This is a genomic window from Marinagarivorans sp. (assembly GCF_982758155.1).
In genome coordinates this window covers 1-14,003 of sequence record NZ_CEXWTU010000125.1, presented here as the reverse complement: position 1 = coordinate 14,003, position 14,003 = coordinate 1, and the positions used below count along the sequence as shown (strand labels likewise).

At 45.7% G+C, this 14,003-nt stretch carries 6 protein-coding genes; 2 read left to right on the top strand and 4 right to left on the bottom strand.

From position 1 onward, the window contains the following. Positions 1–4,485, bottom strand: a 4,485-nt coding sequence (locus tag AC3A8L_RS13325) for a thrombospondin type 3 repeat-containing protein (protein ID WP_487962756.1), incomplete at its 3' end; no start/stop codon positions are given. A gap of 105 nt (positions 4,486–4,590) precedes the next feature. Beyond that, a complete protein-coding gene (locus AC3A8L_RS13320) occupies positions 4,591–5,343 on the bottom strand; it encodes a peptidylprolyl isomerase (protein WP_487962755.1) in 753 nt (250 codons plus the stop codon). A gap of 351 nt (positions 5,344–5,694) precedes the next feature. On the opposite strand from AC3A8L_RS13320, the gene AC3A8L_RS13315 reads away from it, so the two are divergent. Both AC3A8L_RS13315 and AC3A8L_RS13310 read left to right on the top strand, forming a co-directional pair. Further along, entirely contained in the window at positions 5,695–7,911 is a 2,217-nt protein-coding gene (locus AC3A8L_RS13315; protein ID WP_487962754.1) for a CRTAC1 family protein, read from the top strand. Between the two features lie 389 nt (positions 7,912–8,300). Continuing rightward, on the top strand, positions 8,301–9,944 hold the full coding sequence (locus AC3A8L_RS13310; protein WP_487962753.1) for a multiheme c-type cytochrome: 1,644 nt from the start codon (positions 8,301–8,303) through the stop codon (positions 9,942–9,944). 65 nt (positions 9,945–10,009) lie between these two features. Here AC3A8L_RS13310 and AC3A8L_RS13305 read toward each other — a convergent pair whose 3' ends face one another. Together AC3A8L_RS13305 and AC3A8L_RS13300 are read right to left on the bottom strand one after the other, a co-directional pair. Continuing rightward, a complete protein-coding gene (locus AC3A8L_RS13305; RefSeq protein ID WP_487962752.1) occupies positions 10,010–11,386 on the bottom strand; it encodes a DUF1552 domain-containing protein in 1,377 nt (458 codons plus the stop codon). 11 nt (positions 11,387–11,397) lie between these two features. Continuing rightward, a complete protein-coding gene (locus AC3A8L_RS13300) occupies positions 11,398–13,536 on the bottom strand; it encodes a DUF1592 domain-containing protein (RefSeq protein WP_487962751.1) in 2,139 nt (712 codons plus the stop codon). Between the last annotated feature and the right edge of the window lie 467 nt (positions 13,537–14,003).

Below are 14,003 nucleotides of genomic sequence, written 5' to 3'. Positions count from 1 at the left end.
ATTGTTACCGGTGTTAATACTGAGCTTATTACCGACAGTACCCTGCGCTGTGGCATGAAATACCGCTTGAGTTTTGTAACCCACAACCTTGGCCGTGACTTTATGGTTGCCAATACCGGCACGCTGGCCCAGTTGAAAATAGGTACGCGCTAGTCCGTTAGCATCGGTTTTGGCGAGCACGGCACGATTCACAGGGTCATCCAGCAACGCTTTAACCCCGCCAGAACCCTGCGTTACACGGAAAACAACGTTTTTATCCACCACCGCAGCGCCGTCATCATCGAGCACTTTAACCACTAACTGCGCGGACAAGTCTTTAAAGGTGGTACCTGTTTGATTTTGCCCAGCAACCACTTCAAGCGTTTTACCCTGTGGCGCCACATAGGTGACAAGAATGGTGTTAACCGCTGCGTTACCCGCCTGGTCAACTCCCACCACAGACAACTCGTTTTCGCCCTCCACTAAGAGGACATTATTTACTAGGTAACTGCGGTTTTTTACGATTGCATGCAAGTCGTTCACAGTGACTTGGACTTGCTCATCTTCAATGGTACCGCGCACGATGTCGTTAATCAGACCCGTTACAGCAATAACGGGGGTATAGACTACTTGCTCATGCTTGTGCGACTCAATAGTCATGTAAGGGGGCGTTAAGTCTAACGAGACGTTAATGGATGCCGTAGAAGTAATACCGCTAGGGTCGACCATTCTAGCCACTATTGTATTGTGACCTTCTTGCAGTGCCACATCGACAGACCACGCACCTGAATTTTGCTGAACGGGCACACCATTAACTGTAAACGCCGTTGCGCCTTCGCCCACTGTGCCCGATACCGTGATGGGTGAATAACCCACTGTCACTAAGGTTTTAGGAGTGTCAATAGTCACGATAGGTAACTTGGTACGGGCTGGGTCGCTAGGGTAGGCATCGGAATCATTCAGCACTCCATCGCCATCGCGATCTGGGTCGCTGTTATCGCCCACTCCGTCGCCGTCTAAATCGGTGGTTTCGCTTGCGTCATTTGGGAATAGATCTAATGCGTTATCAACACCGTCGTTATCGCGATCGGTATCGCTATTATCGCCAATGCCATCGTTATCGATATCGCTGCTTTCTGCAGCATTGCGTGGGAAGCGGTCTTCGCTGTTATCAACACCATCACCATCAACATCGACATCGCTATTGTCGCCTGTGCCGTCGTTATCTAAATCGGTCCATTCAGTAGGATCTGCTGGGAAAGCATCATCTGCATCAAGGACACCATCGCCATCGGTATCTACATTAGCAACAAGCTCGCAACCATTAGGGCCAACAGCCTCGGGTACTAATATTTGCGATGGGCAAGCGTCGACATCATTTGCGATACCATCACCATCGCGGTCGGTATCGGCATTATCACCAATGCCATCAAGGTCTAAATCAGATGATTCGGCCGAATCGCTCGGAAAGGCATCCTGAGTATTCAGCACACCATCGCCATCGCGATCGTCGTCGGCATTATCGCCAATGCCGTCACCGTCAAGGTCCGCCGTTTCGCTAGGATCTAATGGAAAGGCATCAATGTTATCGTTAACGCCGTCGCTATCGGTATCGCGCTCACTGGCGCCACAACCTGCGGCATTAACTTCGCCTTGTTCAGCAACCGGTGTGACTGGGCAGGTATCGATCGCGTTGTTGACGCTATCATTATCAGTGTCTAATTGTGTCGCTGCACAGCCATTGCCATCGATTTCAGCGCCAGCAGGCGTAAGCGGGCAACTATCAGCGTTATCGCCGATGCCATCGGTATCAGTATCCGCCGTTTCACTAGGATCTAATGGGTAGGCATCAATATTATCGTTAACGCCATCGCTATCGGTATCGCGCTCACTAGCGCCACAGCCTGCGTCGTTGACATCGCCTTGCTCAGCAACCGGTGTGACTGGGCAGGCATCGATCGCGTTGTTGACGTTGTCGTTATCAGTGTCTAACTGAGTCGCTGCACAGCCGTTGCCATCAACGGTGGCGCCTGCGGGCGTAAGTGGGCAATTATCGGCGTTATCGCCGATGCTATCGGCATCCGAATCAGCTGCTTCGCTAGCATCTACAGGAAAAACATCATTATTATCATTTACCCCGTCACCATCAGTGTCCGGGTTTAAAGGGCTAGTTGCGCCTGCGGCTTCTATATCGTCGCGAACACCATCTTCATCAGAATCCATACTGAGCGGATCGGTGCCGAGGCTTTTCTCGACTGAATCCGATAAGGTATCGTCATCTGAATCCGTGTTTAATGGATCTGTGCCATCAGCTTTTTCAACACCATCACTGACACCGTCACGATCGGTATCGGCGATTAACGGGTTAGTTGCATCCGCTTTCTCAACTGAATCGCTCACACCATCATCATCGCTATCGGCACTGAATGGATCTGTACCATCATCTAGTTCGACTTGATTATTAAGCCCATCGCCATCGCTATCGAGTTGATATTGAGCGCAACCGGAGCTGTCGATTGCTTGCCCAGCACCTGTTTCTGGGCAGGTATCATAGCGATCGAGAACATCATCATTGTCCGAATCCAAAATATCGTTGGCACAAATTTGCCCAAGGTCTGTGCGCTCGTTAGGTGCCTCAAAGTACACAGTCGATTCGGAATTAGTGACCAAATTAGCACCATAAATTGCACCATAAAGGCCAAATTGATAACCGAGCGAGACGCCTCCCGCTGCAAAAATGTAGCCGGCAAACTGGCCGTCACCGGTAAAAATACCGTCATAACTGACCAGAATAAATTGATTAGGTTTTTGAGGGCCGTCGCTATTGTAATTAATTAGGTTGGCTCCGCCTAAAGAGACCGTTTCACGGGTGTAAATTCGGACAACCCCGTCGCCAATCACATTAATTGCTGCGCCATAGCCAACAGATAGTTTTTCGACCCAATAAGTCCCAGGCAATACATTCCATTGACTTTTGTAACCGAGCATCAAGGATTTAATATAGTAATCCTGGTCTTCGTTGTGGCCAAAGACATCGGCACTTAACGTTGCGTAACTCGCTGCATCAATGTCCCCATAATGCCTCCGCCCGCCAGACCCGATTTCACCGAAAGAATAATACGGAATATAGTAGCCATTCAAGTCTGCTGTAACTTGATAAGGCTTTAACTGATGACCTTTAGCGGGGCTCCCTCCAGATACACAGTGCACTGATCCACAGGTATTCACCATTGAACCGTGTTGATACCGAGTTAAAGTAGTATTAAGTGTTGTATCTGAATTATCTCTAATCGAAGCATTGTAGCCAAACTGTATAACTCCGCTAGACGAATATGTCTGAACACCATCGGAAAAAATCTGCTCACGGCAATTGGGAAGCTCTCCCATAGAACAACCTATGTCATCAACCAACGCATCCTCTAGCGTACCGACACACTGATCCAAATCATCACTTACCCCGTCTCGATCAGCATCCAGCTGTGAAGCCGAGCAACCGGTAGAGCCTGCACTTTCCGTTGCTGGCGTCTCATCGCAATTATCTATCGAGTCGGGAACAGAATCGCCATCGGCATCTGGCGCCAGGTCACCAGCACAAAGTTGCCCCAAGTTGGCCGTGGCGCCGGGTGCAAAATAACTAACCTTCGCGCCATTTTTCAATGTCACTGAGCCACCACTAACTGCACCATAAAAATCGCTTTGAGGGCCGATATTAATGGCGGCAGGCGAATAGATATATGCCGAGACTAAGTTGGCATTAAACTGAGCGCCGCCATAAGGCACAATCACCAATTGCTCGGATGGCTGAGCCTCAGAATAGGCTGTAACATTAAATCGCGCTAACCAGCCCGGGATGACATTATTATAAATATACAAGTGAACCGCGCCCGCACCTACCACATTAATACTGGACTCAGATTCCATATTTAATTCGCGCACCCAATAGTTACCCGGGCGCAAGTTTAAAGTCGATTTATACCCCAAATTGATAGTATCAATAATGTAGTGATCGGAATTATAACTGGCACCGTCATCAATATTGACGGTCGTGCCACCCTCGGCGTTAACCAGGCGGTATTCCCGTTGACCACCTGAGCCAATGTAGCTAGTGGCACTCCAAGGCGTTGTGTGATCAATATTCGAATCTGTAAGCCGAAATTGCTGCAGTTGCTGGCTGGGGCTAGGAGCCGCAGACGCCAAACAGTTCGCCTCCCCACAGGTAGCAAAATTACTGTATGAATGCATGCTAACTATAGAGGCATTAAGAGTATTATCGGGATTGAATAATACGCGCGCATCCGAATCAAAGTGGACACCGCCCCCAGTTTGATTGGCTTGCACGGCATCTGCGAACAATTCTTGCCGACAGGCTGCGGCATTAGCCAGTGGCTGCCAAGCACATAGCGCAATAAACAATGCGAGTAAAATACAATGCAGAACCTTTAGCAAAGGGCGCAAAACATTAATCTGTATCACTGGCTTATTATTACATTCCAATTTACCGCACATAAGCTACCTAAACATCTCTATAGTGATTATTTTAACTGTAGCAACACCGAAGAAAACAATGAGCTTTATATTTGATATGTCTGGTTTATTTCTTCAGCCTATAGATTATAGGTTCTTCAAACGTTCCAATTCAGCACTCTTTACTTGTCGCTGCAATTTCTCACGTATTCTATTTTTCACTAAACCAAATTTTGCAGCGTCAATTTTTGATGATTTTTCAATACGGACGATATGATGCCCTGCAGCGGTACTAAATACGGGCGACAATTCACCTTCATCCATAGAAAATACGACTTTGGAAAACTTGTTATTAATATAACCCTCTGGCACCCACCCTATGCGCCCACCCTTTAAACCGGAAACTTTGTCGTGGGAATATGTCATCGCCAGTGATTCAAAGCTTTCACCTTGTTTAATTCGTGCTAAAACGCCCTCTGCTACTAGCTTAGTGTTTTTACCTGTTTTCTCATCCATGCCGCGGCGTAACAGTATATGAGAAACTTTGATTTTATTAATTTGAAACTCGACCGGATTAGCATCGTAATAAGCCTTTATGTCCGCATTACGAACCGCCTGTCTTAAGAACTTCTCCATATAAGTATTTAGAAGTAAATTCACTCGATAATCATCAATCAAAGCATTCACTTGATTCATATTGATCTGAGCTTCCAGTTCAATGCTACCCGCAATTTTTTTACGTTCATTAAATTGATCTTTGAACTCTTTCAACTCACGCCCACTGAGCCCGTCAATATTCTTGGCCTTTAACCAATGATTAAATTTTACCGCACTTTTTTCGTGTGTATAAGCTGACGACGCTACAAGCATAAGAAGCCCTGCGATAATATATTTCGACATATTATTCTCTGATATTTTTTGAGGGAGAAAGGCTTTTACTGCTTGTAGCAGTCTCCAGTGCCAAATACACGCATAAGATGAACAACTTAGAAATACAAGAAAAATGCGTAAAATAAATCACTAAAGGTCACCTCTAAATAATAAACTCGGTATTCACGCTGCAACAGGCTCGCTAAGCAATTGGGTGCATCCCAAGAAGATCTAAGGCATTTGACATAAGAATAGACATGGACTGCTAGCACCGCAACCACACTGCTTGATTTTTACCTCACCAAGTGACCAGAGGCAATAATAGAACTAAGCTACGGTAAACCCTCAAGTATTCTCACCATCAGGCAATCCCAAGAAAAAATGAAAAAGTTCGAGTTATGGCTTGCAGTAGGAATATCAGTGTTGGTATTAATCAGCTTTACCTCCGTTCCTTTAGAAAACACACCACAGTCAATCAGCGCAATTACCATACCAAGCCTAAACATAACTCCCATCATGAGCGAAGAAGCCTATCCAAGGGGGCTAACACAACCCCACAAACAGCGCAGCAATTTCATCACAGGGTTAGATGAGGCACTTGGCGCTGGGGCATGCATATTTGATATTAATAACGACAACTATATGGATATATTCATTGTGCCTAGCAGTGGCCACAGCCGCCTATTTGGCCGCAAATCTTGGTGGGCAAAAAATTATTCGAACCCTATTTACACCAACGATAGCACAGGGTATTTCACAGCCAGCGCAACAGAAGAAGACTTATCCAGCATATGGGGCATGGGTTGTGCTAGCGGTGATTTAAATAACGATGGCTGGACAGACATTGTACTAAGCCATCGAACAGGCGTAATGCTACTGATTAACGAAAAGGGCAACCTCAAACAAAAAGCACTTTGGAAAACCGATAGCGGATGGCCAACATCAATAACCCTAGAGGATATTGATGCAAACGGCACACTCGACATTTATGTCTCTAACTACCTTACATACACAAAGCTAGCCAAAACATTTGAGGCGCTATCAGGGTACGCCAACAACAATTCACGCGCCTATGACCCTAGCCTCTATTTAGGCCAAGCCAACAAGTTATTCATTAACAACGGGGACTTAACATTCACAGAAAAGGCACGTGAATTTAATTTAGACAATAGCGATGGCAGAACCTTAAGCTCCACATTTATTAATATCAACAACGACCACTACCCCGACCTAATCATAAATAATGATTCTGGATCGCCCAGCCAGATCCTCCTAAATCATGCAGGAAAACGCTTCGCGCCCTACAACCCCAACATGGAAATATCGCTTAATACCCGTAACACCGTACATATCGAAAGCAACTCGAAAAAACAGACCTATATTTTAGGTGGCGAATATAAACATATCCCCATCATAAGTGATTCAGCAACACTGGCAGACATCAGCAGGCAAGTACTCAAAAACCCTAACGAACACTTAGGCGACAACAACTTTGGCAGTACTCGTATCGATATCAACAACGATGGTCAACTAGATATTGTATTCGCCAACGGATTTTCCATTCCCGACCCAGACTCGCCAAGCAATACACAGGGGCTTCCAAATACGGCATTGATGGGATCCCGCCAAGGACATTATGAACGCTACGTATTCCGCGAAGGGGCTAGCCTTTCTAGCCGCTCTGTAGCGCGCATTGATATCGATAACGATGGAGATCACGACCTGCTAGTTACCAACAATAATGGTCCAATCCAACTTTGGATAAACAACGGGAATACACAAAATTGGGTCGGGCTAACATCCATAAGCGATGTCACCTCAACCACTATAAAAACCAACATAAGAACCTTTCACAGAGATAAGGCTGTTTCGTCTTTTTTATCGTCCTCAGACCCAAGAGTTTCCATACAGCTGCAGGAAAATGAAATTGTTAGCAACATTGAAGTCAACTTTTCAGATGGCACACAAAAAAATTACACAAATCCAAAGCACAACCAGTACCTAAACACCCCACTTTCCCCACCCGATTCGACAGGCACTCTAAACGCGAAAACTGCCGCCCCAAAAAGAACAGCCCTTCATCATCCCTCTAGAAACTTTAATGCACTTTCTAAAACTGAAAAAATCGACCAACTAACCGAAATATCCCGCTCAAAAAACAGAAAGCGTCTAGACGTTATAAATACTGCCCTTAAGGACAAAAAGCTAAACGTACGCATAGCAAGCATAAAGGCACTGCAGGCCATTGAAGCAGAGGTTGGCGTTCACTGGCTTATAGATCGGCTTCACGAAACAAAAGAAACTGAAGAAATTTGCGCCATCACAGATGCTTTCCATCACTATTTCTCAGAAGAAGAAGCCTGCACACAGAATAAGCACTTGGCAATCCCGGCGCTTACAAAAATAGCGATCAGTCATGATAATGAAAAGGTTCAGCTTTGCGCGCTACAGGCTCTTTCCATGACACGAGCAACTAGGGCTGCCCTTGCCGCCGAGGCGATCTTACTCACAATGCCTTCAGAAGAAATAAGGAATGCGGCCAATGCCGTACTGCGAAATGTTAGGCGCGGCCGAAGCCCGAACTACATTAAAAAATAAACAATCACTCTCTCGCGACACAAACATTACACAGTGAAAGCTTAACCATGAAAACAATAGATAAAGAAAAGGCAGCATTTAGTATTTTCTGCGCCCTTTTATTTTTTAGCATCATCAGTGGCGTGCTCGCGAGCACAAATCTAGCAACAACAAGTATTAAACAAATGATTTTGCTGGCTCACAGCGCAATAGGCATAATCCTCATCTATTTTGCGGTAAAATATACAATTATCCATTTTAGAAGAACAATAGGCATAAGAAAAGTTTGGGCATCTATCACAGGCATGCTCACACTAATAGTTACTGCCGCCTATTCAAGCTTCAGCCTCTACTATCTACTCCCCCCCACTAAAGCATTAATAACTCTTTTACACCAAAAAGGTTATCTGTTGTTAATAACATTAACTACCATTCATTACTTGACGGCAATATCAAAAAACAAAATCGGGAAAATAAAGAAAACCTACACGCCCTCTTCGCTATTACAAGCCACAAAAATAACAACCTTAGTAATCTTCATTCTCACGCCCATTATTTTTGCACTGAATCATTTCACGCCAACAGCCGATGAGGCCTTCACCCACGTTACTGACTATAACTATAATTATGGCGACAACCCGTTTTGGCCCAGCCAAACAACAACGCCCTCACAAAACTTTATTGCTGAAAACTATATTGGCAACTCACTTAAGTGCGCCAGCTGCCACCAAGAGATTTACCAACAATGGCAAAGCTCAGCCCATAAACATGCCGCCGACGACCCAGCCTACGTCACCAACATCAACCTACTGGCTAACAACAAGGGCATAGAGGCAACCCGTTACTGCGAAGGCTGCCACGCTCCCATCGCTCTATTATCTGGGCGTCTGACATCAGGCGGAAAGCATGGCGGAATTTCAGGCACAATGGGGAATAGTGAAGGAGTCTCCTGTTTGAGCTGCCACAATATTCAAAGCGTAAACAACCTAAACGGTGTTGGGAGCTACAATTACACCCCACACAAACCTTACCTCTTCGAGCAAGCGAAAAGTCGCGCATTACAAAAAATTCACAATTGGATCGTCAAGGCCTCACCAAGCCAACACATACTCGACATGGGCCGCCCCGCCTTACGCACAGCAAAGCACTGCTCTACATGCCATACACAATTTATGGATAAAGAGCTTAACAATTGGGGATGGGTAAAAATGCAAGATGAGTATGCAGCATGGTCGCAAAGTGCTTACTCAGGAAATAACGATCAATCTTATAGCAATCAAAAAAAGACCCTATGCCAAGACTGCCACATGCCCTTAGAGGAATCATCTGACCCTTCCGCAAATTCCGATGGACTAATTCGTTCACACCGTTTTATTGGCGCAAACACTATGTTGGCCACAATCAACAACGATCAAATTCAACTCAACAAAACAATTGAATTTTTAAGAAGAAACAAATTAAAAGTCACTATCGAGAAACCACACAGAAAGTCAGCCGTACAAGCCAGCGAAACAATTAACGAAAGCATTCGCAACCCAAATGAAGGGCCACACTATCATTACATTGGAGAAAACATACAGTTTTCCATTGCAGTATCCAATATTGGTGTTGGGCACAACTTCCCCGGAGGTACAGCTGATATTAACGAGCCTTGGCTCGAGGTGAAAGCCACCGATGCGAGTGGTGAAACGGTTTACCATAGCGGCTTTATTGATAGTGAGGGCTATGTTGACCCATCAGCTCACAAGTATGTATCGCGCCCTGTTGACAGGCATGGTAACGAGGTTTGGAAGCACGACCTTTTTAACATGATTGGTAATACCTATAAAAATACCATTGCGGCAGGCAGTACAGATATTGTCGCTTATTCGTTCGACATTCCCACATGGGCAAAAAGCCCACTATTGATAACAGCCACTTTAAAATACCGGAAACTCAACAACAAATATGCAAAATGGGCTTTAAAAGAGAAGTACACCAAACTCCCTATTGTCGATATGAGCATAGACAGCATAAGCATTCCCCTTAAAATTGAGAATCCCGTTATACAATAGAGTGGCGCTTAGGGCGGCGCAGTCACAATCATTGATCACTGCCCTAAGCACCACCCTTGCGAACCCTAAGAATACAACCCCGGCAACTCGCCAGTCACGCCGTTGGTACCAAAACTATTAATATCGTGGCCCATGTACTTCGCAATGCTGACCAATAATTTGGTGTGATCTACACCGCGGCCATCACCTTCTGCATTTAAATCGTAACGGATTTGACGATTGCCTTGAATACCTGAGTTGTGCCCGCCAATTAACATAAATGGCATATCTCGGTGATCATGCAGTTTGCCATCACTCAAACAGCTAAAGACATAAATTAATGTATTGTCTAATAGGTTGCTAGAGCCGTCCGGTGTCGCTTTAAAGCGTTGCACCATCTCTATTAAAAAGCTGTAGAAATAATCGAGCGAATTAATCCATGCTTGGCTAAAGTTATGCGAAATACTGTGATGGCTTCTGAAGTTTGAAGTGGTATGTGACATCTGTAAGCCCCCTACCCGTGTCATACCGCAGCCTAATAAGCGCGTCATTAAATCGACCTGTAAACCCGCAACCGTCGTAAAGTTATTTTCTAAATGAATTTGTGCCGGGTGTACGCCTGGCATTGGATCGAAGTTAGATGGATTAAAATTTGAGGTGGAACATAAGCCCATATCACCGCCATCACTACCGCCAGCATTAGCAACGCCATCTAATTTTTTCTGTAAATCATTCAGCGCATCAATGTTGGCTGATAATTTTAAACGCTCGTCGGCACCTAAATCATTCTTCATAAGCGCGGCTAATTCTTTATGGCCTTGGCTCACAATATCGCGGCGCGGGTCGTAGCCGCCGGGGGCTGCGCCTGGCGCGCTAGACAAACCGTAGGCACGATTGAAAGCAGCGACAGGATCATCTTCGGGTTTAACAGAAACACCATTATAATAATGTGAATGGTCGGTGGTGCCGGCTTGGAAATTAGCCATTGCCCCTAAATTCACATTACGCACAGGCGTTTGGCCACCAATATTATCTTGCTGACCCAAAATAATATCGAGCGAATTATCGCCATTACCCGTCAATACTTTACGCGTGCCGCCCTGGTGAGAACCGCCCCCCAACTTCATATCCAAACCCTGTAAAAAAGTCATATGCTCTTTTATGGGCGCAAAGGCTTTTGTCATATCATTTAAGGTTGGGTTATTCACCACAGAATAACCGTCGCCCGCAGAACTTACTGCACCCGTTGGATGCCAAGCAGCTTCACCATGGCTCGTTGTACCATCGGCATTTTTGGGGCAGTACACGCCATCGGGCATATAAACAAAGACAACCTTGGGTATATCTTGCCCAACAGCCGCCAATGCAGGCTGGGCGATACGCATTGCAAGCGGTGAAAGCGTACCGGCCACAATGGCATTTTTAACAAAACGACGACGAGTATTTCTAAAAGGAGTTTTCATAAGTTATCGTCCTATTTCCGTACAGAGAATGAATCGAGTTGAGTAATGCCAATCAATAACGATTGGATATCAAACTCACTCTCAGCAAAGGTTTTATTCAAGTTCTCGATAGCGCAATTATCCGCGTCTTCCAGGGTATAACCCGCAACATAGCGATAATATTGAGTGGTCATACACGACTTCGTTGAATTCGCATTGGCCATCATTTGTGAAAACTCCCAGCGATCCGTAAAGTAGTGCTCATCTTCACCACCATCTACATTAATAACCTTACCTTGCGTTAAGATATCAAGCTCATCCAGAATATCGAAGGTAGCCCAATCGTACATTTTTTCACGATCACGGTATTTACCTGAAGCATCAAAGTTCTCCAAAGTGAAACCAATATCGTCGAAGTATTTATGGCAGCTTTGGCAGTCTGGGTTTACCGAATGCTCTTCAAAACGCTGACGCATAGGCTTGCTCGGATCCAAGTCAGGATTCGGGATTGCCACATCGCGCGGGAAAGGCGGTAAAGGATCACACATAAGTTGCTCGCGAACAAAAACACCGCGCTTTACCGGTGAAGTTTCTTCGGTACTGGCATTGGAAGCCAATATGCCACCCAGCATTAAAATACCACCACGCTGATCATTCGACACCTTAGCAAACCCTGTATTAAGCCCGCTGCCAATGCCATAGAATCGCGCCAAGGTATCGTTCAGCATGGTGTAATCAGCCGTGTAAAGCTCTTGGAATTTACCGCTAGAATCAAAGGTTACATGCTTGAAGAACGCTTCCATTTCACCCACCATCGCCTCACTAACTTCAGGGCTATAGCCGGTATAAATGTTATTATTTTTGGCGCCGATTAATTCCGTGCCGGCATCCCACCACTCAATAGCGAAGCGCGCCATTTGATCTTTACCTTTTTCGGTGGCCAGTAAGCGCTCGGCCTGCGCTTTAAACTGCTGCTTTGTTCGCACTTGCTGATTACGCGCCGCACCGAGCAACTCATTATCGGGGGTAGAACCTGTAAAGGTATAGGCTATCAAAGTCGCCATTTCGTAATCATTTAACTGATACACGCCACCGCTTAATTGCCCTAGCTCTTTGCGGTATAAAAAATGAGGTGACATTAATAAAGCCGGTAAACCCACAGCAACGGCCTCTTTAAAACGATCTGAATGGTTAAAGAACCCTTCATTCTGGTCGGCAGGCTGCAGCACGGTAAAGAAGGCTAAATAATCATCTATCTCCTGACCGTCCAGCGGTCGTCGGAAAATTTTCTGGCCAAATTTTTCAACAAACGTTCGCAAGCAATGGTAGTTAGCTCCGCAATTCAGCTCATCGCCAATCACGCCGCTATTAAGATTATTTTGAACTTCCGCGGCTACACGTGACGCAGCCGAATAATATTCATCAAGGTGACGCGCCGTTACAAACGCAAGGTCGGCATTATTGGTAAAACCATGTTCGCGGCTTTCTGGTGGGAAATTAGTGGTTAAATTTAAATCTAAACCAAAAATATCATTTACGGTATTTTGATATTCATGGCGTGTTAGCAAGCGAATTGCACGCTTACCTGGTGCGCCTTCAGCGCTACTACAACCATCAAAACCCAATTCTTCGGCTGCAGCAACATCGGTAGCACCAGGGAAACCGGCCGTAATGTAGCCAGCCACTTGATGGGCACAATCACCAACACAATGTTCCGGCTTGTATTCATTACCGGTTAACGGGCCTTTGCCGTCGGGCATATTACCGCCAGCATCAGCACGCGACATTATGCCGCTGTAATCCACCTGGGCGATGGGAAAAGGACGTTTCGCGGTGCCGGTACCCTGAATACCGTGGCACTCTAAACAGTTGGCTTCATAGAGCAATTTACCTTTAGCAAAATCAAAATCACCGCTGGGTAAAGAGGCCGCGCTAGAGCTTTGCATCACGCTCGATTCTGAACTGGCAGCACTTGATACCATGACCATCGAGCTAGAAGAAGCGACCAATGAAGAGCCTTGCACAACCGCTAAGCTACTAGAGCTAGGAGGAGCATCCGATGAAATCGCCATTTGGCTACTCACACTACTACTGGATGATCCGTTAGGGTCTTCTGCCACACACGCTGAAAGCACGAGTGAAGCCATGACCAAACTAATTTTTTTTACCATGCGTAATCTCCTAGCCATTTTCACCTTAAACACACCCCAAAAGGATCCAACGAAGGTTTAAGCGCTCTGCGCGTTAATTTTATATTTGTAAGATGTTAAAAATAACAAAGCTGGAGAAAGAATCAATTCAAAACTCGGATACCGAGGGGTGCTTGTTGAGAAATTGAGAGGTAGGACTCACTACACCGCCACAAGGGAATAGACAGTTACAGCAACGAGTTGCTATGACTGCGATGTCATAGACCCGTGATCCAGAAAATCCGCCTAAACAACCTATCAAATAGTTCAGCGATCACTCCTTCTATAAAAAATAACCCCAGGACATTAGCCTGAAGCTATTGCTCCACTTCGCTATATCAGTGCCAACTTCCAAACTCCTGACAAGATGGGTTGGCCACGACTAAGGCCCGCCTTAGGGACGAGGCAATAATAGTTTGTCCAATTAGGCGAAGATATCGGCTTTCTTA

Excerpts from the sequence above, each read along its gene's own strand:
- AC3A8L_RS13320 (WP_487962755.1), bottom strand. The coding sequence starts at position 5,343 with ATGTCGAAATATATTATCGCAGGGCTTCTTATGCTTGTAGCGTCGTCA.
- AC3A8L_RS13315 (WP_487962754.1), top strand. The coding sequence starts at position 5,695 with ATGAAAAAGTTCGAGTTATGGCTTGCAGTAGGAATATCAGTGTTGGTA.
- AC3A8L_RS13305 (WP_487962752.1), bottom strand. The coding sequence starts at position 11,386 with ATGAAAACTCCTTTTAGAAATACTCGTCGTCGTTTTGTTAAAAATGCC.
- AC3A8L_RS13300 (WP_487962751.1), bottom strand. The coding sequence starts at position 13,536 with ATGGTAAAAAAAATTAGTTTGGTCATGGCTTCACTCGTGCTTTCAGCG.